Genomic DNA, 22,827 nt, shown 5'->3' with positions numbered 1-22,827 from the left:
TATCCAGTTTTTACATAGGTTTCACGTTAACTTGACACCAATGGCATCTTACCCACCCCAAAAGAGTGTAATTGAATTTGATTATGGAACTAGCTTTCTGAAGTTTCCTGAGAGAACTTCTTATAGATAGTTTTAGTGGATTCGCCATTAGCAGCTACCGTGATCAGATAGTCCATTAAACCATCTGAAAAAGGAAGACGGAGATGGAAAGTACCATCGGGTTTGATTTTGATGGGATGTCCGCCAATGTTGACGTTTGTATTTGGTTGGGTTGCTCCGTGAATAATCAACTCAGCATCTGCGACAAACCAAAAATCTTCATGGGAACGACTGAAAACGCGAACATTAGGCGAACGGGCGAGGAGTAACCAACGATCGCTATCTGCAACATAGCCAATTTCAACCATATAATCACGATCGCTCACGGGAATGGCCACAAAGCGATCGCGGGTTACTTCTTCACATTCATACTGCTGGATCAGTTGGGGATTTTGATAACTCAAGTCAATGCCAGTTACATCATAAAGCCGCACTACTAATTGAGAGCCACCTTGTTGTTGCAGTGCTTGGTTCTGTGTCTGGGAAATGTGCCAAGAGACATAAGCCCATTTGGGAGTACGGGGTGTGAGGGAAATACTGCTCTCTTCTTCACTGCTCTTTTCTTCTTCATCTACTAAATTAATAGCTGGTTCCCTTGCTAAAGCTACCTCTTCCACGGGAGAATCTGTAGGGACAGGACTAAAGATATGAGCGATCGCAGAACGGGCAATAAATAACCAGCGATCGCCATCAGCGACATAGCCAATTTCTGCTATGTAATCGCGATCGCTGATGGGAATTTCTACAAAGCGATCGCGTGCTGTCTCGTCGCATTCATACTGCTGCACAAACTGGGGATTTTGATAACTCAAGTCAATCCCTGTTGCATCATACAGTCGCACTACTAAGTGAGAACCGCCCTGTTGTTGCAGTGCTGCTTTCTTGGTTTCGGATATCTCCCAAGAGACATCAGCCCATTGATAAGTGCGAGGTGTGAGGATAATACTGCTCTGATCTTCAGCGATCTCTTCTTGGGCATCTCCCAAGTGAATATCTGGTTGCTCGCTATCAACTATGGGATCTGGATGCACTGGACTGAAGAAACGCACAATTCCTGAGCGGGCGATAAATAACCAGCGATCGCCATCAGCAAGATAACCAATTTCGGCGATGTAATCGCGATCGCTGACGGGAATATCTACTAGTCCGTCGTCTGCTGTCTCTTCACATTCGTACTGTTTGACTAATTGGGGAGTTTGATAACTCAAGTCAATGCCAGTGGTATCATAGAGCCGCACTATCAAGTGAGAGCCGCCCTGTTGATGCAGTGCTGCTTTCTTGGTTTCGGAAATTTCCCAAGATACATGACCTAATATAGAAGTATGGGGTGTGAGGACAATACTACTCTCATCTTCGCCATCTCCCAAGTGAATATCTGTTTGCTCGCCATCAACTATGGGATCTGGATGCACGGGACTGAAGAAACGCACAATTCCTGAACGGGCAATTAATAACCAGTGATTGCCATCAGCGAGATAACCGATTTCAGCGATGTAATCGCGATCGCTAACGGGAATTTCTAACAGGCGATCGTGTGCTGTCTCTTCAGATTGATACTGCTTGACAAGGTGGGGACTTTGATAACTCAAGTCAATGCCAGTCACATCATAGAGCCGCACTACCAATTGAGAGCCGCCTTGTTGACGTAGTGCAGCTTTTTTGGTTTCGGATATCTCCCAGGATACATGAGCCAATGTAGAAGTATGCGGTGTGAGCAAAACACTGCTCTCTTCTTCGGCATTTACTGGCACATTTTCAGCCGGAGTATTAACTTGCCCTTGGCTATCGGATGCTAAAGTTGTAGCCAAGGCTCCAATCCCTGCACCTGCTGCTAAAGCTGCAACGCCTACAAAATTTGTGGAGTCAGTTTCAGCAACACCTTCCTTAACAGTCGGCTCTGCGATCGGTTCGGCTGCATCTGCTACCACATTGAAGACATCTACATCTTCTGGCGATTCTGGTAAGTTGAGCAGTGAGGATGCTTCTGTCGCTGATGGTTCCGCTTCGCCGAATTCTGGCAAAGGGAATTCATCGACTGAAGTTGTATCTTCAGTTGAGGTAATACTCTCTAGCCAGTTCAATTCTGCCTGGAGTTCCTCATCTATCTGCTCTTCACCAATTTCTGTGTCCCAATATCCAAAATCAGATGTTGCTTCCGACACATCTGGGAATTCTGCGAGTGGGGCTATTACCTCAGATGAAGAAAGTTCCACACCAGATACCTCTTCTGGAATATTAGCCAGGTGAGGATATGAAGTATTTACTACAGCTGCTGGGGCTTCTATGTCCCATGCACTCCGATCGGAATCGGGCGGATTTGTCTCCGAATAATTATTTAACTCAACTGTCTCATCAGTTGCCTCTGTCTCTTTGTTGTTAAAGGCTGACCAAGTAGCTGCCCCGATGCCGGTTGCTAAGGCTGCACCGCCAGTTAAAGCTGCGGCTCCCGATCCATTTGCTCCGCTAGAGGTTGTGCTTTCGTAGTGGTTAGAAGTGCCATTAGTGCCCTCTTGGACTAAATTTGATGTCCCTTGAGTACCGTTTTCCGTCAGTTCGGATTGTGTTTGAGCATAGATGTTGAAAGGAGTGCGATCGGGGGTTTCTTGCTCTTGAAAGTGCGATCCTGGCTGCTCTTCAAGCATCGTTCCATTAACTGAGGCAGCTGTACTGGCGTTGAGGACTGCTGTTTCTCCATCTTCTGGGCTGGGTGGACGAGGATTTGATTCTGATAAGTTGTCTGTTTTATCAGTAGCCGATGTGCGTTTTCCGAGAATCCACCATAGCAATGCTCCACCGACAGTAGTAAAAAACAAAGGTAGCAGCAACCAAATCGGTGCTTCTTTGTTGACAATTGGACTGCTTTGTGTTTTTGGAGCCGCGACAAAGGGCTGTTCGCCAAATGCAGAAGCAGTGGCATTAGGGGAAGACGTAGCGGCAGGTGTTGTCTGGGTACTGGGGGAAGAGGTGAAAGCCTTTGGCGATCCGTTGGCTGCGAAAGCAGCTGCTTCAGCCGCTCTACCTTTTTCTATAGCTTGCTGTCCTGGGGGTGCAAGGGCAAAGCCAAGAAAATCTACCGCTGTTGAGCTAGGATTTTTTTTGTAAGCGTAAACTAAAGGTTGCGAGAAGGGATATCTTGTATTATCTGGCAAGGTTTGATTTACTTGCAGAACTCGCACACCTGGCAGTTTCGACACCTGATTAGCTAACACATAGGTAATACCGTCTTTGCCCAGTTGTTTGATAATTTCTGCGGTATTATCGTCAGTTACTTGGGTAGCATTGGGCCCTGTCGCAAATTCACCAGTCTTGAAGGCTGGATAAGTGCGAAAAGTATTGCGAGTCTCACTTGTGTTCGGGCGATCGATTAACCGAATCTTTCCTGGAGTCCCACCCACTTGTGACCAATTGGTAATTTGTCCCCGGAAAATTCGGGCAAATTGTTTATTGGTTAAGCTTCCTTTGAAAGGATTATCTCTACCAACCACGATCGCAATCTTCTCACGGTGCAAGCGAACTTGCTCTAATCCTTGGGCTTTTTCGGCTGGTGTCAACCCACGTCCCATTGCGACTATATCGATTTTGCCATCTAGCAACTCTTTGAGTGCCGTCTCGGTGCCATTAGCAGCAACTTCAATTTTTGTACCAGCAAACTGTTTTTCAAAATTTTCCTTCAGACTTTGGTTAATTGCACCCAAGGTACTAGAACCATCAATTCGTAGCGTCGATCCATTCTGCAATGTTTTTGGCAGTACAAAAGGGGAAGTTTCAGGTTTAGATTGTGCCAGCATTGGTGCTGATACCAGCAGAGTTGATGCTATGGGGGTCGTAGCTAAAGCAACCCATAATACCAGCCTGACTATCGAATTATCTTTTTTTTCTTGTTGCCACATATGCCCTTTATTAAAGTAAAAAATAGAAACCCTGCTAGTCTTAAGTCACAATCTGGTTAAAGATTATGGAGGAGACGCGCTAATTATACATCTGAGTTATCTTTACTTCTAACTCTTTGTCATACTTGTATCGATTCATACTTTTTCCGATCTTGTATAGCATGATAATTGATACTCTAATTGCTAAAGTCCGTTTACTATAAATTTTTCTAAGTTATATTGCAACTTATAGCAAGTTGGTAGCTGATGGCCACAATTATGAATTATTGAATAACTAAAACTGGTAAAGTGTAGCAAATTCAATATTATTTAACAATATTATTTTCAGTAAATATCTGGTGAAAAAGAACGTAGAGACGTAGCACTACTACGTCTCTACAAGGGTTATAGAGAACGTATATTTAATTTCGATCTGGATATTATATTTATCAAGAAAGGCAGAGGGCAGGAGGCAGAAGGCAGAAGGGAATACTGCCTCCTCCCTCTGCCTGTGACCGAACCGAACTTGGGTATAAAACCCCACCGTCTATACGGTGCTTACAATTGGTTGGGGTCTGAATCCCCAACGAAAAAGTTCCTTCTGCCCTCTGCCTTCTGCCTTCTTCAATTATACCCACTTACTTAGGGCTACTCAGCACTCAGCACTCCTGACATTTTTGAGATAACAATGACAATCTGGCTTATCAATCAGTGACTCCACCAAAGCATTAAGGGCAGTAGCAGCTAATGCGCCCCCTCCCAAAGTTCCTTCAACTGTAATATAAGGTATCCCTTGTTGCATTAATTGGCGCTTGGCTGCGGGAGCATGGCTAAAGCCAATGGGCATTCCAATTACTAACGCTGGTTGAATTTGTTGGTTGGCGTTGGCGTAGCCCGTCGTAGACATCGCTTGACAAACTTCTACAAGGACTGAGGGAGCATAACCAACTACCACCACACAACCCGGATTTACTTGCTGTAATTTTTCTCGCCATTGTCGATGTTGCCAAAAAGCTAGTTCTGCTTCGGTGGCGGTGGTAATATGGGGATTATCAATCAAGGTTTCAATCTGGCATCCCAAATGAAGTAATCGGGTTTGATCCAAAGCAGCAGCAACCGTTGGGGTATCGACAACAATTTGACAGTTTGAAGATAAGGCTTTTCGACTAGCTGCGATCGCATCTCGACTCAATTTCACAAAGGATACCAAACTGACATCGCCACAAGCTAAAACCAACTGAGAAATTAAATGTTGTTCAATTTCCGAACGATTGGACAAGTCAGGTAGTAAGCGTTGTAGCGATTCAGAAAAAGCTTCGGAGTGGGTATGAATTTCAGCATCCAAACCACTCCAGAGATTGTCCAATCCCCCCAATCCGGCTTGAGTTTCGACATCCAGTAACTTGAGTTGAGCCAAAACTTCCGCCTGGATAATTTGACAATGGCGATCGCGCCCCAACAATCCTTCTAATGCTGATGCAGTTTGGCGCAGTTGCGAAATTTGTTGCATCACCGCCCGATATTGCTGTTGGAGTTGTCCCATCAGATTAACAGTTGTATCGGTTTCTGGTTCCACATCCAAAATATTGCGGATGTGGTTTAGCTGAAACCCTTGCTGTTTGAGTGCAACAATCCGTTGCAACCGCAGAACATCTTTTTGGTTGTAGAGACGGTAATTGCTGTGCGATCGCACTGGTTGCGGCAACAGCCCCAATTGATGGTAATGTCGCACCATCCTCGGAGTCAAACCGCCGCCTACCAAGTGTGTTAACTGCTTAATTGTAAGATCGCTACTTTTGATTTCCACAAATTATAGTCGTAAACTACCCCGCCGTCAGACGGACAGGGCTTCCCAATTCATCGGGAATAGCCATCAATTACTTCGTAGTTTTTGTGGTCTGACATTCCCTCCTCTTGTCAGGAGTCCCGATCCTCAAGACCCAAATCTTTTTCTTGCAACATAATACCCTTACGGGTTCGGCACTTTCTTCAAGTCTAAAAGCTCGTGGTTTTCGCTTGTGGCATTGATGGTGAAAAACGCGGTCTTGGGGTCTCCCCAAGTAGAGCGATTTTGAACCCGAAGGGTCAAGACAGTATATATCTTACCAGAAAATCCTGGGGATTCATCATTTCCAATTCGCAATTAATAATACCCCACGCATGAATGCGGGGGCTTACCTGAAAATTCCTGTAAATGCGGACTGGGGAGATACAGAATCTAGATACCCCCTTGTTTTTTATCTTTATCTATGCAAATCTCATAGTATTATACGGTAAATCTATCGATTTAAAGTATGACTATTCTAGGTGCAAAAATAAAGTTTTAGTGCCGACTACAAAGGTTCTAGAAAGCTATGTCTGAACCACGCTATGGGATTTGGATTCCTGTTTACGGCAACTGTGGTGTGATGAACCATCCTCTTGAACCTCGTGATGCTAGTTACTCACGAGCCAAGAATTTAATCCAATTGGCCCAAAAGTGTGGATTTACCACAACTTTAATAGCCCAACATATCATCAATCCCAGAGACCAAGAACTTGACCAGCTAGAAACCTGGACAGCAGCAGCAGCGCTTGCAGAGGCAACAAACTCTATCGAGATTATTGCAGCGGTTAAGCCATTACTGTTTCATCCCGCCGTCTTAGCAAAGATGGCTTTAGGTATTGATGCTATAAGTCATGGACGTTTTTCTATTAACTTAGTAAGTGCCTGGTTCAAGCCAGAAATGGAAAAACCGGGGATAAATTTCCTTACCCACGATGAGCGTTATCGTTATTCGGATGAATGGATTAGGGTCGTAAAAGCCCTATGGAGTGGAGAGAAAGTCAACTTCTACGGTGAATATTTTCAGATCAATGATTTGAAGCTCAATCCCCCACCCATAGCCAAACCACATCCGCGTGTATATGTAGGGGGAGAGTCAGAACCAGCCCAAGAACTAGCCGCAAAAGAAGCCCATACATTTTTCCTCAATGGTCGTCCGATTGAAATCATCCGCGAAACCATTGCGGCTGTTGCTCAAAAAACTAAGTTTCGCTCTCAACCTCTGGGCTTCGCCATGTCAGCTTTTGTCATTGCTCGACCGACAGACGAAGAGGCGGAAGCAGAATATCAAAACCTTAGAGCGATGGTACTAACACAAGACGATCGCTCAGAATTACTTAAAGGAGTAGATTCTGAAGTAGTTATGTTCAAAAACATGGCTAAGTACCCTGGTGTGGGGAGCAATGGCGGTACAGCAGCAGGATTGGTTGGTAGCTATGAAACTGTAGCCCATCGAATTGCTGAATTTACCAAGGTAGGAATTGGAACTTTTATGCTGCAATTCCAGCCTTTTGCCACAGAAATGGAGCGTTTTGCTGCCGAAATCATACCAAGAGTGCGAGCGTTAACGGTAAGTGAAGCGATGTCTGCGACGGGCTGCGCCTACCCTAACTTGAAAATAGGGGTTAGAGGCTAAGAATTTTAGATTTTGGATTTTAGATTTTGGATTAAATTGTTCTCCACTGCCCACTACCAAACTACTTGATAAGTACGCCCCTCACATTCCAAAGAAGCGATCGCACCTGTATTTTAAACTTAATACGGAGGACTGATGAGCAGATCGAAGCAATTAAAACTAGGTGCTTTTATGCGCCCGGTAAGCATACATACAGGCGCTTGGCGCTATCCTGGGGCTTTGCCTGACGCTAATTTTAACTTCCCAGCGCTGAAACGATTCATCCAGAAACTAGAACAAGGCAAGTTTGACGCATTCTTCATGGCTGACCACTTAGCGGTGTTGAATATGCCAATCAACGCACTGAAGCGCAGCCATACTGTCACATCTTTTGAACCTTTTACCCTACTTTCTGCCCTTGCCAGCGTCACCGAACACATCGGGCTGGTAGCCACCGCTTCTACAACATACGACCAGCCATACCACATTGCTCGTCGCTTCGCGTCTCTCGACCATATCAGTGGTGGTCGCGCTGGCTGGAACATCGTCACCACAGCCAATCCAGACGCAGCGCTCAACTTTGGATTAGAAGAAGAGGTAGAGCATGATGAACGCTATCGGCGGGCTAGAGAATTTTATGATGTTGTCACAGGTCTTTGGGATTCCTTTGCTGACGATGCGTTTATTCGGGACGTGGAAGCAGGGATTTATTTCGACCCTGCAAAGCTTCACGTTCTGAATCATCAGGGAAAATATCTCTCGGTGCGAGGGCCATTAAACATTGCCAGACCTGTCCAAGGCTGGCCGGTAATCGTTCAGGCAGGTGCATCTGAAGCTGGACGGCAATTAGCTGCCGAAACCGCCGAGGCTGTGTTTGCACCTGCTGGTAATCTGGAAGCTGGCAAAGCTTTATTTGCAGACATTAAGGGACGGGCACAGGCGATTGGACGTGACCCAGACAGCATAAAAATCCTTCCAGGTGCTTTAGTCATCGTGGGGGAAACCGTTGCCGAGGCTCATGCCAAGCGTCTTCATTTGGACAGCCTAGTACATTATGACAGTGGGATCGCCAGTCTCAATAGTGCTATTGGCTACGATGTTTCGGGTTTTGACCCAGATGGCCCCTTACCAGAAATCCCACCGAATAACGCTGCTCACTCTTCACGAGAAAGAGTAATAGCCTTAGCGCAACATGAGAACTTGACTATTCGACAACTGGCGCAACGCATTGGCAGTTACGGCGGACTGGCCTTCATCGGCACACCCCAAAGCATCGCCAATGAGATGGAGCAATGGCTGATTGAGGAAGGCTCTGACGGTTTCAACATCATGTTCCCTTTTCTTCCTGAAGGATTGAATGATTTTGTCGATAAAGTTGTGCCAGAACTCCAACGACGTGGGATTTTTCGTCAAGAGTACGAGGGCAAGACGCTGCGCGAAAATCTGGGACTAACGCGCCCTGTCAACCGCTTCTTCCAGACCACCACTGCTTCCGTTAGCTAGACGCTGATGTGATAAATAAAAATCTCTTTCCCCAGTCCCTTATTCCCAAAATCAAAATAGAGAGAAAAACAATGACTCATATTGAAGAAAAAGTTATAGATTCTACTTTCCAATTCTTTGCTCCTGTCACAGCCAAATCTCCCGAACTGCAAGCTTTGTTTGATTTCATTGCTCTAGGAGCATCTGAACGCGATCGCGATCGCATCCTTCCTTATAATGTGGTTGAATTGATCCGGCGTTCTAGGTTGGGTGCATTGCGAATCCCCGTTGCTGAAGGTGGTGGTGGTAGCACTGCCCGCGAACTATTCGAGGTCGTAATTCGGCTGGGGGATGCCGATCCAAATGTCGCTCACATTGTACGGAATCATTTCTCTGTAACAGAGCGAATTTTGCGTTCTGAGCGCACCCAAAGGAATCGTCGCTGGCTCAAGGCAGTCGTCAATGGCGCGATTATTGGACTCGCTTCGACCGAACTGGAAGTTAAGCGAGCTGGTGGCGGCCAAGTCGTGAATACAAAATTAACATCTGATGGTGATGGCTATCGTCTAAATGGGACGAAGTATTACAGCACTGGCAGCCTTTATGCAGACTTGATTTTCGTGCGTGTGCTAGTACCCGATGGCACTACAGCGTTTATACTCATTCCCACCAACCGCGAGGGCATTGACCTTGTGGATGACTGGGATGGCTTCGGTCAAAGGCTTACAGGCACTGGAACGACAACATTCCAAAATGTCCGTGTAGAGTCAGACGAAGTAATTTTTGAGACAGATACAGACAAAGACAACCTGCCATACAACATCGTCCCGCAATTATTTTTAACAGCAATTAATGCTGGCATTATTCGCAGCGTTCTACGCGATGCAACAGCCCTCGTCCGTACCCGTCCCCGGACTTTCTACCATGCTGTATCCGAGCAAGCAGCAGATGACCCAATCTTGCAGCAGACCGTCGGGCAAATTGCCGCCAATGCCTTTGCCGCCGAAGCAATTGTTTTAGCAGCAGCTGATGCGCTTGATAGCCTCCCTGCTGCCCAAGCCCAGGGAGAGGAATCGGAAACTGCTGCTGCGCTGGCAGCTTCTTTGAGTGCAGCCAAAAGCAAATTGATTGTCGATGATTTGGCTCTACGTTCAGCCACCTTGCTGTTTGAAGTTGGTGGGGCTTCCACAACAAAGAAAAGCTCTAACTTTGATCGTCATTGGCGCAACGCCCGTACCTTATCCTCACACAACCCAAATCACTTTAAGGCTCGTGCGATCGGGGACTACGAGATCAACGGTACACCATTACCGCAACGAGGATTCTTCTAATTTTGTTCAGATCCCTGACTTCTAATATGCGGGAAACCACTTTATGAATAGCTATCAATGCCGCAGCTAACTGTTGGTTTAGCTTTCAGCCGCTCTACTACCGAATTGTGGGCGAAGAACCAGACTTACTAAAGTCGTTAGTGGTTATTTTTCTTCATTGTCTTTTTATACGCAAAAATTAACGTGTCTACCAACTGGAGTTTAGACTAAACGCCTGACAACTGGAGTTTAGACTAAAAGCGATATGAGAGAACGCAAATCAAAAGGAATTAGAGGTTAAAAATATTATCTTGTCAGCCTTAAAGCATCCTGACCTTTAACAATTATTGTGTAGTATACCTGCTCAGAAAATAATACAATAATGATAATCATGAAAAGGGTGGGAGAGAAACGAGCGTCGCTCGTTTCTCTCCCACCCCCCTTATTCGATTATCATTATCATATAATAAGCAAGAAGAAAAGGGGTGTCTGATTGAATACAGGCCCCCTTTTGGCAGAAGCTGAGAAACGAACTACCATTACTCAGATGCCAAGATGAAACGTGCCAGATTAGAAGAATTCCGTCAAGCAGTCTACAAATATTTAGGCAGAGCACACGATGCAACTTTTGAGTTGACAGATGCCATATTGCTAACTAGAAATGTTTATTGCCTAGCAGAATTGTCCCTATCGCCAGTATTTAGAAGGAAGTGGCCAAGTATCTATGAGGCACTACAAGATAGTAGGCCACAGCGACAGAAATTGATGCAGCTATATATCAAACAAATCCCCGCAGAGGGACGACCATTGTTAGCAGGAGATCACACAAACTGGTCACGCCCAGATGCCGTCAGGTTGCAAGAGCGAACTTATGAGCATAGTGGCACATCCATAGCAGGAAATAAACCGATTACCATTGGTCAAGGATATAGCACAATTGCCTGGATACCTGAAAATGAGGGAAGTTGGGCATTACCATTAAGACATGAACGGATCACAAGTGCCGAAAGTCCTATTGGGAAAGCAATTTGGCAACTCAAACAGGTGTGTAAATATTTGCCTACCAGACCGATTTCAGTTTGGGATAGTGAATATGGTTGTGCGCCTTTTATCTTAAAAACTGCGAATATTCCAGCAGATATTCTCGTTCGGTTGCGTTCAAATCTGTGTTTATGGGGTGAACCAAAAGCTTATTCGGGAAAGGGGCGACCTAAAAAGCATGGTGATAAATTTAAACTGAATGAGCCCACAACATGGAATGAAGCAACATCTGTATTAGAAATAAATGACCCAAAATTAGGACGTGTGCGTGTGAGCTTGTGGAAAGATTTACACTTCCGTCAGGCTGCTACACGTCCAATGTTAATCATCAGAGTTGAACGTCTGGACGCGCAAGGTAACATGAGAGTGTCCAAACCTTTGTGGTTGGCTTGGGTAGGAGAAGAAATGCCACCCTTAGAAGAAGTTTGGTGTCTTTACTTGCGTCGCTTTACCATTGACCACTGGTATCGCTTTTTGAAGCAGCGTCTACATTGGACTGTACCAAACTTTGGTACTCCTAAGCAAAGTGAACGGTGGAGTGACCTCATGCCTCTGATGACTTGGGAATTGTGGTTAGCCCGCGATATCGTTACTGACAATCCTTTACCTTGGCAGAAGTCTCTAGATAAATTGACCCCTGGAAGAGTTGCTCAAGCTATAGGTGGAGTTTTTGCGGCCATTGGTACTCCCACCTCTGCACCCAAACCTCGCGGAAAGTCTCCCGGTTGGCAACAAGGAAAGAAGCGTCACCGTAAAAACCGATGTCCCATTGTTAAAAAAACAGTAGCACGACCACCTAAAGAACCATCTGTTGCTGTTTAATACCCAAGATTCTTCATACTTTTGCTAAGTCTCTGATTAACTCAGCCCTGCTGGGTCATTTTCCATTGCTTAGTCTAAACTCCAGTACCAATTGGCTGCGGCAGAATTTTTTCTTCTCTCTGGGTTGCTTGTTAGCTCTAGCAACAACAGCATGCTCAGAGGTTAAGTCTACCAGTCCGGCAACGATCGCTGCTAATCCTAGTGCATCCCAAATTGCAGTATCGAATACAACTCAATTGCATGTTGCTAAATATAAAGGTGGCTGGGACTTAAATTTAAAGTTAGCTGGATTAGATCGTTTCCCTTATCAAACTCAATTTACTGAGTTTACTGGGGGTAATTTGATGGTACAGTCAATCAATGCTGGTGCGATTGACTTGGCCTCAGCTAGTGAAATTCCACCGATTTTTGCGATTGAATCGAAAGCATCTGTAAAAATTATTGCCACTCTCAAAGGGCCGACGGTTGGTCAAGTTGTACTCGTACCCAAGAACTCGACTGCCAAAACCATCGCTGACCTCAAAGGTAAGAAAGTGGGTTACGTTAAAGCTACAACTGCTCACTACTTCCTGATTAAGATGTTGGAAAAAGTCGGGCTGACGATGAAGGATATCAATGCAATTCCTTTATCTATACCCGATGGACTTTCGGCTTTTCGTAAAGGACAGCTTGATGCTTGGGCTACCTACGGTTACTCCATCCCCCAAGCCCAAAAAGAAGGGGCGCGGGTGCTGGAATCTGCAAAGGATATTTTGAGCGGTAATTTTGTGATTATTGCTTCACCCAATGCGATCGCCGATCCACAAAAGAAAGTAGCGATCGCTGATTTTCTCTGTCGTTTGCAGAAATCCCAAACTTGGCGGGAATCTAATCTCAAGCAATGGTCGAAGAATTATGCAACTACCATTGATGTTGATGAAGGCATCGTTTATCAGGATGCCAAGCAAGGACAACAACAGCGTCGTCAAGAATTACTTCCTGTTTCTGATGCAGCTATTGCTTCTCAGCAAAAGGTTGCTGATACCTTTTTTCAAGCGGGTGTAATTCCCACAAAAGTTGATGTGAAAAAACTTTGGGACAGCAGTTTTAACGAAGATATCGCCAAATGCCAATAATTGCAGCAAGAAAGTAGGTTGGCTTAAACAAACCTAACTATGTAACTAAATGTAAAAAGCCTGAAGTTCTTGCAATTGTTTTTCTACGAGACGCTCCGCGAACACTTCTCCTTGCTACATTCGCAATAACATAGTTATAAATTTTCCCACCCACCTACTAAGTAAAAAGCTAAACGTCAAAATCACCTTATTTTTAATAAGGGTAAAAATATGTTTCATGAAATAGAAAGAGAATTATTAAATGGAGCACCTTGGTTATTTGGGCAACAGTCTCAATTACCTCATCATCTCCAATTAACAGATCAGCAAGAACATGAGAACCGTGATATTTGGGAATTACCACCACAAGAATCTGTTGATCGTGAGCGTGTTCTTAAGCAGGAGATAAAACGGTTTGGGATTTTCAGCAAACTAAAAAGTTTTTCTTTAAAAGCGTAGGCGTAGCCCTCACCAACGATGTAGCTGGCACTCATGGAGATAACAATGATGCTGCCATTGGTGCATTGAGAACTACTTTTACTTTCTAAAGGTAAAGCAGAATCTTGTAACCAGACCCAAAAGTTGTCAGGGTCTGGAAGCATCAACGTATATTTTAACGTCTGAAACCCTTATTATTATTTTGTCATAAAAGTTATCGATTCCTAACATAAGAAGCATAATTTATCCGCAGACATAGAATGGAACCGTAAAACTTCCGCAAATGCTAATTTTTTCTGTTGTTTTCTAACTTTCTCTTTATAAAAGCAAGATACATCAAGCCTCCCAGAAACTAAGGATGGAAATAGCGCTAATCTCCTCATCAAATCTGAATTTCATCATTTAGCCTCAATTTTTATCTCTCTAGAGAGATAAAAGAGCGTTAAAAAGTCACTATTATAGAAGGTAATTCTGAATTTACTCCAAAGTAATAGACATTCCAGTTTAGCTATTTTCTCTTGCTAATTAATACATTATTTTAAATACCATTTATAGAAGTGTGAGTACGTAAAATTCGCAACACTTAGGCGCTCACATAAATTATAATTTAGATTCAAAAATACCTTTTTGATAAATATTCTTTTGGGGCTAAAAAAATGCTAGGGAAAACTATCGATTTAAATAAATCATCATTTGTCAATCGCTGGCTTTTAAGTGCTAGTACGTTAACTCTAAGTTTTTTATTCCCTGGGTTGCTGCTAGTCTCTCCTGCTTTAGCAATTCGGTTGAGTAATGGGCAAATTACTTTTAACAATCCTCCTCGATTAGTTCGATCTGCTACTAGCTCTAGCAGTTCTAATAACAGATATGCAACCTATCAATTTACCATTAGCGTTCCTAAAGATGCTGGAGAGCCTCTAGAAGCTGTTTCAATAGTACAGCGTCCAAATGTAGAAACAATTGCATTTGATGAAAGTCAACAAACTGCTTTTAAAGGTAACAGTTTCGCTGGTGGTACTGCCTTACATTTGGCTAGTATTGGTGGCACTCTCCCATCTCCATCTAACAAGCAAACGGTAGTATTTGATCCGCCTATCGCCCCTGGTAGCACTGTAACAGTCGAGATAGTAAGCAAGGGAAATCCTCAGCTTGGAGGAGTCTATCTTTTTGGCGTTACTGCTTATCCAGCAGGAGAAAATGGTATTGGTCAGTTTTTAGGTTACGGTCGTCTACACTTTTACAAGTAGCTTTTAAAGTGTGGTATAGGTAGGAATCATAATTCCCTTCTGCATTTAGCAAGAAAGCAAGAACTGCCCTCTGCCTTTCTTGCTAAAGACTTTCAGATTTTGATTTTCTTTTACGACTAAGCTTCCAGCAAGACAGCAAGAACTGCCTTATCTTCAATCCATTCCCCTCTAATCGTCCTTTTCAAAGGACTTAGGGGCGAAAGATACACCACGCAGCACTTGACCAAACTTGGGGGCAAGGATAATGCGGAACTGCTCAGACGCAGCCTGGGTAGCTGTTGTGTTGGAAAGTCTATCAGTGATGGCAACCACTTGGTTTGGATCTGCTCCTTGATCGCCACTGCCGCTAATGGTCGAAGTTACTGCATACAATCTGACGGTGCCATCAGGATTGACATGACCTGTAAGATTGCGAAGACCGTCTGTTGCGGGATTGTCAGCAGAGGGTAAACCAGCTACGGTGTATTGCTGACCAAGATTCAAGCCTTTTTGCAAAACGTAGTCCAATTGCCAGGTGCCGTTTACCAAACTCCACTTCTGAAGACCTGCGGTAGTGCTGGTTGCGGCATCAGCAGCAACACCGTCGCCCTCATCGGCAACATACAGGGTGGTTGCATTGGCAAACCAAATACCAAAGGGATAGTAGATGGGTTGGACAGTTCCATTCACGTTCTTGCCGGTCTTAGCGAGGTTAGTGGGGAAGCCAGGCAGGATAGTAATTGGTGTATTAGCTGCATTGGAGAGGGTTGGTAAGGTACCTGCGTTACCGACCTGGTACACAGTATTAATTCCGTTGCCACCACTACCTTTGGTTACATACAAGGTGTTATTGAAAATAGTCTCGCCTCGGAAATTGTTGTCTTTGGCAGTCTTGTCGGCTTTGTAGCCATATTGAGTAATGTTGAACGATCCTACCTGATTAGTGCCAGGAGTTGATTGAGTCGCATTCTGACCAGGAATGACAATCTGCACACTCGCAGCCTCTGTGACTGCTGCCGATCCGTTGCCATTACCAGCATTACCTACAGTGTAGTACGAGCCATTTGAGCCTAGTATCCCTGCACGACCATTGTTGCCCGGATATGCGTTGGTTGTAGTTACCTTGGGGGTGAGAAAACCGTGAGAGATAAAGTGTGGATCATCAAAATTGATTTGCGCTACTGCCCTATAGGTGGGAGTCGTTGTTACAGGGTTGCCCGGTTCGGTAATTCCTGGCGTGTTAGAGTTTGACACGTCGAGTTGGTTGATTGCGCTGACATAACCCATGAAAGTCAGCCTTTTGCCGTCGGGTGTGAGATTTAAGGCTAATTCCGATTTTGACGGAAAACTGGTAGTAATTACACTAGGATCAACGTACATTGTACGGATATTTTTACCACAAGTAGTAATCTCTTGGAGGAAAATTGGCGAAGTGATACCAATATTTTATGTCGTTTATAACGTCTACAACGTTTATATATAGAAACTTTTACGTTGTTTACGTTTTTTACAACGTTTCAAGTGGATACTGGGATAACATCTCTGAAAAAGGTATCCACTTTTCATCGTTAGAGTAGATCATGATGCCGTCTTTAGTAGTTTGACTAGCTTGAACCAATTTATGCAGCTTGGCTTTTGGATACCATTCAGTAAATAAGTCTAGCTCTGATTTGATTTGTATTTTACCGTTGGGTTTCCAACCTTGTTCAATAGCAGTTTTTAGCCAACCTCCTGGCTTATCAACACCACCATCAGAAATCGCTTCTTTTAACGCCTCTATTGCATCTAAAACAGTTTCTTCTGAGGATGCAAAAATTGTTTTAGTTAAAGTTGAATTAGATTGAATACCTAAAAACTCAAGTTGTTGTTTAACTTGGTCACTAATATTTGAACGTCCTGCCCTTTTCTTTTCTAGTAACGCTACTTTAGAATTCTCTACGGGTACTGCTGTAAATTGCTGTACTTGTTGACGGCATTCCTGGAATTGTTGTTTTAACTCTGCATTTTCAGCCTTAAGCCTTTGGGCTAAATCATCAGCACCTTGTAGATGATAAACCCTACCAGCTAACCCTTCATTAATTCTGCGTAGCCCATCTATTTCTGCTCGTAACTTCTTGTTCTCTTCCCTGAATGTGGAAATCACTACTGATTTGGAATTATCTGATGCTATTGGAGGTTGTTTAGATTTAGGTTTTTGCTTTTGCTGGTCACGCAGAGTTTCAATTCTATTTCTCAAATCTTCCTGTTTATACAAGTAAGCAGTCGAGACATTAGCAGATTGAGCTACGGATTTAAAACTAATTATTTGACCTTGTTTTATCATCCTCTCAAGTGCTTTTTCTACTCGCTCTGCTGATTTTTTAGCCTTCTGTGCTGCTGCGTCTTGTAATGCTTCAATCTTTCTGTTTGTCATTATCCACCTCAAAAACTTTAATTAGCTTTAGAGAATTCAAACATTCTAAGTAAGTCGGTGAAAAAAATTCAATGTATATGAAGAAATATAAATTAGCTGTAGGGTGTGTTATGCCTTATAGCAACGCACCTGAGATTGTTGACGATGGGGCGCTTGGCGACAACACACCCTACATTAAAATTCTTTAACATAGCTGGAAATATTAGCACCGACTTACTTAGTCTTGGTTTTGGAATATGTAAATACTCTTTCCTTATGTACAAAACACTTTTGCAACTGATTATTTTATTAGTATTGGCTCTATACCAGAGTAAGAAAACTCGATTATGCTATTTCATTGTCTGCTTCCAAGGTTTTTATGACTTTCTCTAAATTCTCTTTAATAGGCGTGTTCTTATGGACTTGTAACTCCCAACCACAACTGTGAGCTTTTTTTAAAACGTTGTTAGTGCGCTCTAAAGTGGATTTTAAAATAGGTAGAAAGTTTTTATTTGTTCTCCAGTGTGGGCAGTTGTAGCAACCATCGAAACCAGGAATATCACAATTACCTAGTATCTTGGGTCTAGCGCAATAGCCATGTTCTAAAGCTCTGGCTTGTACGTTCTTCTTGAACCATTCCAGGTCATCATTGCTAGACAGTATCGTTGACTCTAGTTTAGCAGTTTCTCCCTTGAAATTAACTACCCTTCATTCATGGTATTTCTCAACTTCTTTGCTGAGAGTTTCATCAAAAATATGAGCATATACCATCGTCATTTCTGGCGATTCATGCCCGAAAAAACGCTGGATAATATGCTGAGGAACACCAGCATTAATCATACGAGTACCAACCGTATGCCGGAATTGATGAGATTGAAAATTCCAAATTTTACCCGAACTATCCTTGATATTAAACTTTTGAGCTAGTCTCTTAATATAGTTAATAAAGGAAGTACTTGTCATGAGTTTAGGCTCTGGTATAAAGTCATCACTTTTCCCTGTTGCCCTTCCACAAAATAAGTAAGGAAACCCATTTCCTAATTCTTCTTTTATATAAGCCTGTTGTGATTGTATGACTTGAGCTAACTCATTACTAATAGGCTTGGTATGTTCCTTATTCATCTTATACATTTGATATTGAATATACCATCCTCCTTTTCCATTAGACTTTAAACAATCAAACTTTAGTCTTGTTAATTCCCCTATCCTAAAACCGCATTCTATATCAACTAGAACCATTCTCATTACAGACTTAGGTAAATACTCTAAATGTTGATTAAGCTGCGTCATAACCCCTTCTGGGATGAATCGAGGAAGTCTTTTTGACTCTTTTGGCCAGTCTTCAAGTCTAATCAGAGCAGGTTCGACTTGAAACCAGTTGTTAACAACCCCTGTCTCAAAGAATGTTTTGAGTATAGATATACAATGTATATGATGGAAATATGAATAATTATTTCCTCTCAAATAGGACAAGTAATTTATTATTAATTCTCTGCTAATACCGGGAAATTCTTGACTATAACTTATTGCTGTTAAAAAATCTGAAAAAACGTTTATGTAAGCTACTTTTACGATTAAAGTAGAAAAAGCAAGTCTGGTATTAGACAAATAGAGAATAAACTTTTTAAAGTAATATTTAAGCCAAGGTTGTTGTATATAGGAGAAATTAATTTTATGATGGGCATGAATTCCTTTTTCATAACCTAAATGCTCAGTTGTCCAAACATCATGGTCAAACTCAAATTCTTTAGGAGCGATAAGAATATGTGGTCTTTTTGCTCCAAATGTTTTTTTAGGTCTGTTCTCTACAGTAGGTTTAGTCTGCTCTAATACTTGCATTTCTAGAGAAAGATATATTAGGTCTTTGGCTATCTCTTCTATTTTCATTTTGATGACTCCTGTTGTGCTAAATATTTTTTGTACTCTGAAATCATGTCTTGATCATCAAGATGAATATAGGTGTTAACCGTTGTCTGAATATCAGAGTGACCTAATCGCTTTTGTACATAAGACATATCCCATCCTGCACGAATTAATTCTGTTGCATGAGTATGCCTTAATAAATGAGGGTTTACCTTAATTCCTATTTTTTGAGATAACCTTCTAAACAAACTATCAACAGTTTTGTATCCCAAAGGTGTACCAATTTCTCCTTGAGCAGGAGCTTTGATAACTACAAAGATAAAGTCACAATCAATTTCTTCTGGGTACTCATCACAGAGGTAGGCTGAGTACCATTGCATTAATTCTTTGCTAACATGAACTGTTCGCTCTACTCCAGCCTTGGCTCTAACTAGGTTAAAATTATCTAATCTTGGTACAACATGAATCTCCGACGTTTTCCCTGTTACCATATCTTCATGTCTTAGTCCTAGTACCTCACCTATTCGTAGACCTGTTTCATATAGCAACCTAATTAAAAACTTGTCGCGTAATGTGTTACAAGCTTCAACCAAGGTGTTAACTTGTTTAGGTGTTAAGCATCCAGGGAATGTCTTTGGTTCTTTTATCTTTAATAGTCGCGTCTTAACCTCTTTACCTTTGCTAAGGTGGTGTAAAAAAGGCTTATATTTACGCCCTGGCTGTAATTGATAGCGATAAGCATCTACCCCTGAAGTTGCTCCTATACGCTCTTGGAACTCATAGAACCCACAAACAGTTGTTAGGCAGTGATTGATAGTTTTTTCGCAGCGTTTGGAAACAATAGGCTGAGTAGATAAAACGCTCTTCGACGGGTTTCTCAGCCAGTGGATAAAGTTTGATAGCTGTGACAAGCTAATTTCTTGCCAATCTAGCTTTGAATCTCGCAAAAATTCCCAAAATAGTTTCAGGTTGTAAGCATAGGTCTGAATGGTGTTTGGACTCCGCCCGATGCTGTCAAGGTAATGTAAGTACTTTTGGATTGGCGAAACCGGTAAATAATCGTCATCCAGCACTATCCAAACCGGACGGTTGGAGTTTGGGAGGATACCTTTTTGGACTTTCATCCTCACATAACCTCAATCTCTTTGATTACATTGTAATCGTATGCTACAAAGAGCGGAAACGTAAAAACAGCGTAGTGATAAAACTTAATATCAGCTACGCTGTTGTTGTTGTTGTTATTTAAAATTTAATAAGACATAAAAAGCTGCTATCAACTGTATCATTCTTAAAAACGTCTGGATAAGTGCCGTTTGCGATCGCTATACCCCCACCCGGAAGTGTCTGACCTACAGTTACGATACTAGCTGTACCCGCATAAGTACTGCCAGAAATAATCAGGCGATCCGCATTAGAACATTTATCATCCTTGTTCCAATCATCAGCTATTTTGACTATGGGCCAGGAGTAGTCAGATGTAATTGCTGGAGGCTGTAAGTATTGAATTGGGATCATGATGTTTGTATATGCTGTGTAAACAGATTTTCTGAGACTCAAATCATCTTTTTTTGCAACGATGTATCCGCGACAAATTTTCTCTTCATCCTTTCGGTAGATCGTGGCAAGCAGAATAATTGCTTGCTTATCCTGAAGTATTGAGGAGATACAAGTTTTGTGATCTTTGCGGTACGCCGATTCCCTCTAAGCGCAGGAATTACTAGAAACTGATGTGGTATTTAACACATCAGTTTCTTCATTTGGTTTTTTTATTCCTCGTACTCCCTGCGCTCTTGATCTATTCGGTATTTTTCTATTTGCAAGTCCCTACAATCCAGTGGTAATGTCTGGGTTCTATCAATCTGAACACCTTGCAGTCGTTGAGGATTTAAACCTAGAACCTGTAATGTCGTTGGAGCAATTTGGGTGGTAGAAACGGTTCGACTGATAGTTTTATCTTGCAGATTGCGGGAAAATCCAGTGCTACCTACAATCAGGGCTACGTGGGTGTCAGCATCAGTAAATCCACCATGCTCTGCACGCTTCTTGGTAGCTTTACCAAAGAAATAGCCAGTTTTGAGTGGAACAATAATATCAGGGGTGCGATCGCTTGTCCTTGGATCTCCCAATCCGGCATTGATTATGCTCTGACCATACAATACCTTCCCCTGAGCAGCAGCATCTTCAGTTGAAAACGCCACCCCAGTATTTGGATCAATGGTATTATCAAATGAGTAATTTTTAGCATTGAGCAAGGCTACTGCTTTTCGGACATCGGATTGATTCTTCAAGAAGATCAGTGAGGAAGTATCCTGACCTCGTTCAGAAGCAATCTGGATGCCGTTTCTTACTAACAGAGCAGCAACAGCAGTCAGGTTTCCATCGCCACCAGCAACACCAGTAACACTATCAAATGTACTGCTCAAACCAACAGTCGGATCTTTGACGGGATTTTGGCCGTGCTTGGCGGTCAAAATCACCAAAGTTGAACTGTCTAATCCTTTCTTTTTCAGTTCATCCAAAATCAGACCGATGCTGGTATCGGTGTGAGCTACTGCACTTACCAGGTCAGGACGGGCATTGCCATTAGAGTCAATTCCGCCACCATTAAATTGAGAGGCAGTCTCTTTCTCGCCGACGCTCACAGCTTGGAAATTCAAGCCAAAAATTGCCGGAGTGCCTACTTTTATCGTACCGGAATCGTTCAATCCATCAATCTCGTTTAATATCTGCTTAACCTTGAGATCGTCGTAGGCTGAGGTTGTTGCTACACTTGTGAATTGGTTGGCACTAAAACCAGCAGGTGGAGCCTTAAACAGAGCCGGATTACCCTTTGTCCCGTCGTTAAAGAAAGTGGATGTGATTTGAGAGTTGGTGTTGGAGTAAGGAGTACCTGTTGATTGATCGACTAAAGCCCCAAGGGTGCTTGGGAGAAGTCCTGGTTTAGTTGGATCAATTGCTACTGCTGCGTTAATTTCTAGTGAAGAGTAATCGCTAATGCTACCGACTCGACCCGTTGCCAAATTAAACTTCGTTGGGTCTTGTGTATTTCCAGCGAGGATGGTGTAAGCTGCGGGATGCTTGTCAGACCAAGCAGTACGTAGTCCAGCCGCGCTAGCTACGTCAAAAATGGTATTTACTTTCAGGTACTGGTTGGGGTAAACAGGATTGCCATTGCGATCGACTGGCAATTGGGTTTTATCAAATCCCTGACCGCCATCTAATGTGCCACCCTTACCATTATTCCAAGACGCATCACTAGTTTCATCAAATTCTACTACAGTACCTCGTTTGGCGGTTCCTGCGGCGATTTGGGCAGCAGTGGTGCCTGGAGCATACAAAGCGCGACTGTAGGAAAGATCATAAAATACACCAGTCGTACCGGGGTTAGCACCAGTGATATAGTTTAGCTCCCCAGGAAAGGAATCTGATGGTGCAGAAGTGAAAGCATTGGTATATGTCACACCTTCTCTCTGCAACCGCTTGATATTTTTCAAAGAAGATTGCAGATTAGCAACTGATAGATCGGAGTTGTGCAATCCATCAATCGAAATAATCAGAACATGACTAAAGCGGGCAGTTGTATTTCCGAGACTGATTGCTTGGACAGCAGGAATTAGGGTGTTGCTAACAATCGCCGTCGTCAACACCCCAAAAAGCGTTTTCTTCATTGTGCGTAACTAAATTGGAAAAATGGCTTATGATTTCAAAAATCTGTAAAAATCCGTAATTCAAGGGCTACTTCTTTTGGCAA

At 43.0% G+C, this 22,827-nt stretch carries 15 protein-coding genes; 7 read left to right on the top strand and 8 right to left on the bottom strand.

What is annotated here, in order from left to right; translation table 11 throughout:
• Positions 1-89: 89 nt before the first annotated feature.
• Positions 90-3,989 (bottom strand): DUF4912 domain-containing protein, encoded by a 3,900-nt coding sequence (locus GTQ43_RS03135; protein ID WP_265270617.1) that lies wholly within the window; start codon positions 3,987-3,989, stop codon positions 90-92.
• Between the two features lie 631 nt (positions 3,990-4,620).
• Complete coding sequence (locus GTQ43_RS03130) at positions 4,621-5,769, bottom strand: precorrin-8X methylmutase (protein WP_265273653.1); 1,149 nt, start codon at positions 5,767-5,769, stop codon at positions 4,621-4,623.
• Between the two features lie 553 nt (positions 5,770-6,322).
• Between GTQ43_RS03130 and GTQ43_RS03125 the strand changes: the two genes are divergently transcribed.
• The 7 genes from GTQ43_RS03125 (at position 6,323) to GTQ43_RS03095 (ending at position 14,842) form a co-directional block, all read left to right on the top strand.
• Positions 6,323-7,429: an LLM class flavin-dependent oxidoreductase gene (locus tag GTQ43_RS03125; RefSeq protein ID WP_265270615.1), complete on the top strand. Its 1,107-nt coding sequence runs from the start codon at positions 6,323-6,325 to the stop codon at positions 7,427-7,429.
• Positions 7,430-7,564: 135 nt separating this feature from the next.
• Positions 7,565-8,911 carry an LLM class flavin-dependent oxidoreductase gene (locus tag GTQ43_RS03120; protein ID WP_265270613.1) on the top strand — a complete coding sequence of 449 codons (1,347 nt, stop codon included), beginning with the start codon at positions 7,565-7,567 and terminating at the stop codon, positions 8,909-8,911.
• A 71-nt stretch (positions 8,912-8,982) separates the two neighbouring features.
• Positions 8,983-10,221 carry an acyl-CoA dehydrogenase family protein gene (locus GTQ43_RS03115; protein ID WP_265270611.1) on the top strand — a complete coding sequence of 413 codons (1,239 nt, stop codon included), beginning with the start codon at positions 8,983-8,985 and terminating at the stop codon, positions 10,219-10,221.
• Between the two features lie 534 nt (positions 10,222-10,755).
• Complete coding sequence (locus GTQ43_RS03110) at positions 10,756-12,063, top strand: NF041680 family putative transposase (RefSeq protein ID WP_265270371.1); 1,308 nt, start codon at positions 10,756-10,758, stop codon at positions 12,061-12,063.
• 65 nt (positions 12,064-12,128) lie between these two features.
• Positions 12,129-13,178: an ABC transporter substrate-binding protein gene (locus tag GTQ43_RS03105; protein WP_265270609.1), complete on the top strand. Its 1,050-nt coding sequence runs from the start codon at positions 12,129-12,131 to the stop codon at positions 13,176-13,178.
• Positions 13,179-13,388: 210 nt separating this feature from the next.
• Positions 13,389-13,616, top strand: a complete 228-nt coding sequence (locus GTQ43_RS03100) for a hypothetical protein (RefSeq protein ID WP_265270608.1) — start codon at positions 13,389-13,391, stop codon at positions 13,614-13,616.
• A gap of 635 nt (positions 13,617-14,251) precedes the next feature.
• On the top strand, positions 14,252-14,842 hold the full coding sequence (locus GTQ43_RS03095; protein WP_265270606.1) for a DUF2808 domain-containing protein: 591 nt from the start codon (positions 14,252-14,254) through the stop codon (positions 14,840-14,842).
• A 168-nt stretch (positions 14,843-15,010) separates the two neighbouring features.
• Here the strand turns inward: GTQ43_RS03095 and GTQ43_RS03090 are convergent, their stop codons facing one another.
• The 6 genes from GTQ43_RS03090 to GTQ43_RS03065 all read right to left on the bottom strand — a co-directional run bounded on the left by GTQ43_RS03090 (position 15,011) and on the right by GTQ43_RS03065 (position 22,744).
• Positions 15,011-16,201: a hypothetical protein gene (locus GTQ43_RS03090; protein ID WP_265270605.1), complete on the bottom strand. Its 1,191-nt coding sequence runs from the start codon at positions 16,199-16,201 to the stop codon at positions 15,011-15,013.
• Positions 16,202-16,328: 127 nt separating this feature from the next.
• Complete coding sequence (locus GTQ43_RS03085; protein ID WP_265270603.1) at positions 16,329-17,234, bottom strand: DUF6262 family protein; 906 nt, start codon at positions 17,232-17,234, stop codon at positions 16,329-16,331.
• Between the two features lie 687 nt (positions 17,235-17,921).
• Positions 17,922-19,100, bottom strand: coding sequence for a tyrosine-type recombinase/integrase (locus GTQ43_RS03080; protein ID WP_265270601.1), 1,179 nt, complete (start codon positions 19,098-19,100; stop codon positions 17,922-17,924).
• A complete protein-coding gene (locus GTQ43_RS03075) occupies positions 19,097-20,200 on the bottom strand; it encodes a site-specific integrase (RefSeq protein ID WP_265270599.1) in 1,104 nt (367 codons plus the stop codon). Before GTQ43_RS03075 ends, GTQ43_RS03080 begins: the two co-directional genes overlap by 4 nt.
• A gap of 118 nt (positions 20,201-20,318) precedes the next feature.
• Positions 20,319-20,591 carry a hypothetical protein gene (locus GTQ43_RS03070; protein WP_265270598.1) on the bottom strand — a complete coding sequence of 91 codons (273 nt, stop codon included), beginning with the start codon at positions 20,589-20,591 and terminating at the stop codon, positions 20,319-20,321.
• Between the two features lie 251 nt (positions 20,592-20,842).
• On the bottom strand, positions 20,843-22,744 hold the full coding sequence (locus tag GTQ43_RS03065; protein WP_265270596.1) for an alkaline phosphatase family protein: 1,902 nt from the start codon (positions 22,742-22,744) through the stop codon (positions 20,843-20,845).
• Positions 22,745-22,827 lie beyond the last annotated feature (83 nt).

The organism is Nostoc sp. KVJ3 (assembly GCF_026127265.1).
Lineage (GTDB): Bacteria > Cyanobacteriota > Cyanobacteriia > Cyanobacteriales > Nostocaceae > Nostoc.
Note: the sequence above shows the minus strand (reverse complement) of the source record. Positions and strands in the feature narration are given on the sequence as shown.

Excerpts from the sequence above, each read along its gene's own strand:
- GTQ43_RS03100 (WP_265270608.1), top strand. The coding sequence starts at position 13,389 with ATGTTTCATGAAATAGAAAGAGAATTATTAAATGGAGCACCTTGGTTA.
- GTQ43_RS03065 (WP_265270596.1), bottom strand. The coding sequence starts at position 22,744 with ATGAAGAAAACGCTTTTTGGGGTGTTGACGACGGCGATTGTTAGCAAC.
- GTQ43_RS03090 (WP_265270605.1), bottom strand. The coding sequence starts at position 16,201 with ATGTACGTTGATCCTAGTGTAATTACTACCAGTTTTCCGTCAAAATCG.
- GTQ43_RS03080 (WP_265270601.1), bottom strand. The coding sequence starts at position 19,100 with ATGAAAATAGAAGAGATAGCCAAAGACCTAATATATCTTTCTCTAGAA.
- GTQ43_RS03125 (WP_265270615.1), top strand. The coding sequence starts at position 6,323 with ATGTCTGAACCACGCTATGGGATTTGGATTCCTGTTTACGGCAACTGT.
- GTQ43_RS03085 (WP_265270603.1), bottom strand. The coding sequence starts at position 17,234 with ATGACAAACAGAAAGATTGAAGCATTACAAGACGCAGCAGCACAGAAG.
- GTQ43_RS03115 (WP_265270611.1), top strand. The coding sequence starts at position 8,983 with ATGACTCATATTGAAGAAAAAGTTATAGATTCTACTTTCCAATTCTTT.
- GTQ43_RS03075 (WP_265270599.1), bottom strand. The coding sequence starts at position 20,200 with ATGAAAGTCCAAAAAGGTATCCTCCCAAACTCCAACCGTCCGGTTTGG.
- GTQ43_RS03070 (WP_265270598.1), bottom strand. The coding sequence starts at position 20,591 with ATGATCCCAATTCAATACTTACAGCCTCCAGCAATTACATCTGACTAC.
- GTQ43_RS03120 (WP_265270613.1), top strand. The coding sequence starts at position 7,565 with ATGAGCAGATCGAAGCAATTAAAACTAGGTGCTTTTATGCGCCCGGTA.
- GTQ43_RS03095 (WP_265270606.1), top strand. The coding sequence starts at position 14,252 with ATGCTAGGGAAAACTATCGATTTAAATAAATCATCATTTGTCAATCGC.
- GTQ43_RS03135 (WP_265270617.1), bottom strand. The coding sequence starts at position 3,989 with ATGTGGCAACAAGAAAAAAAAGATAATTCGATAGTCAGGCTGGTATTA.
- GTQ43_RS03110 (WP_265270371.1), top strand. The coding sequence starts at position 10,756 with ATGAAACGTGCCAGATTAGAAGAATTCCGTCAAGCAGTCTACAAATAT.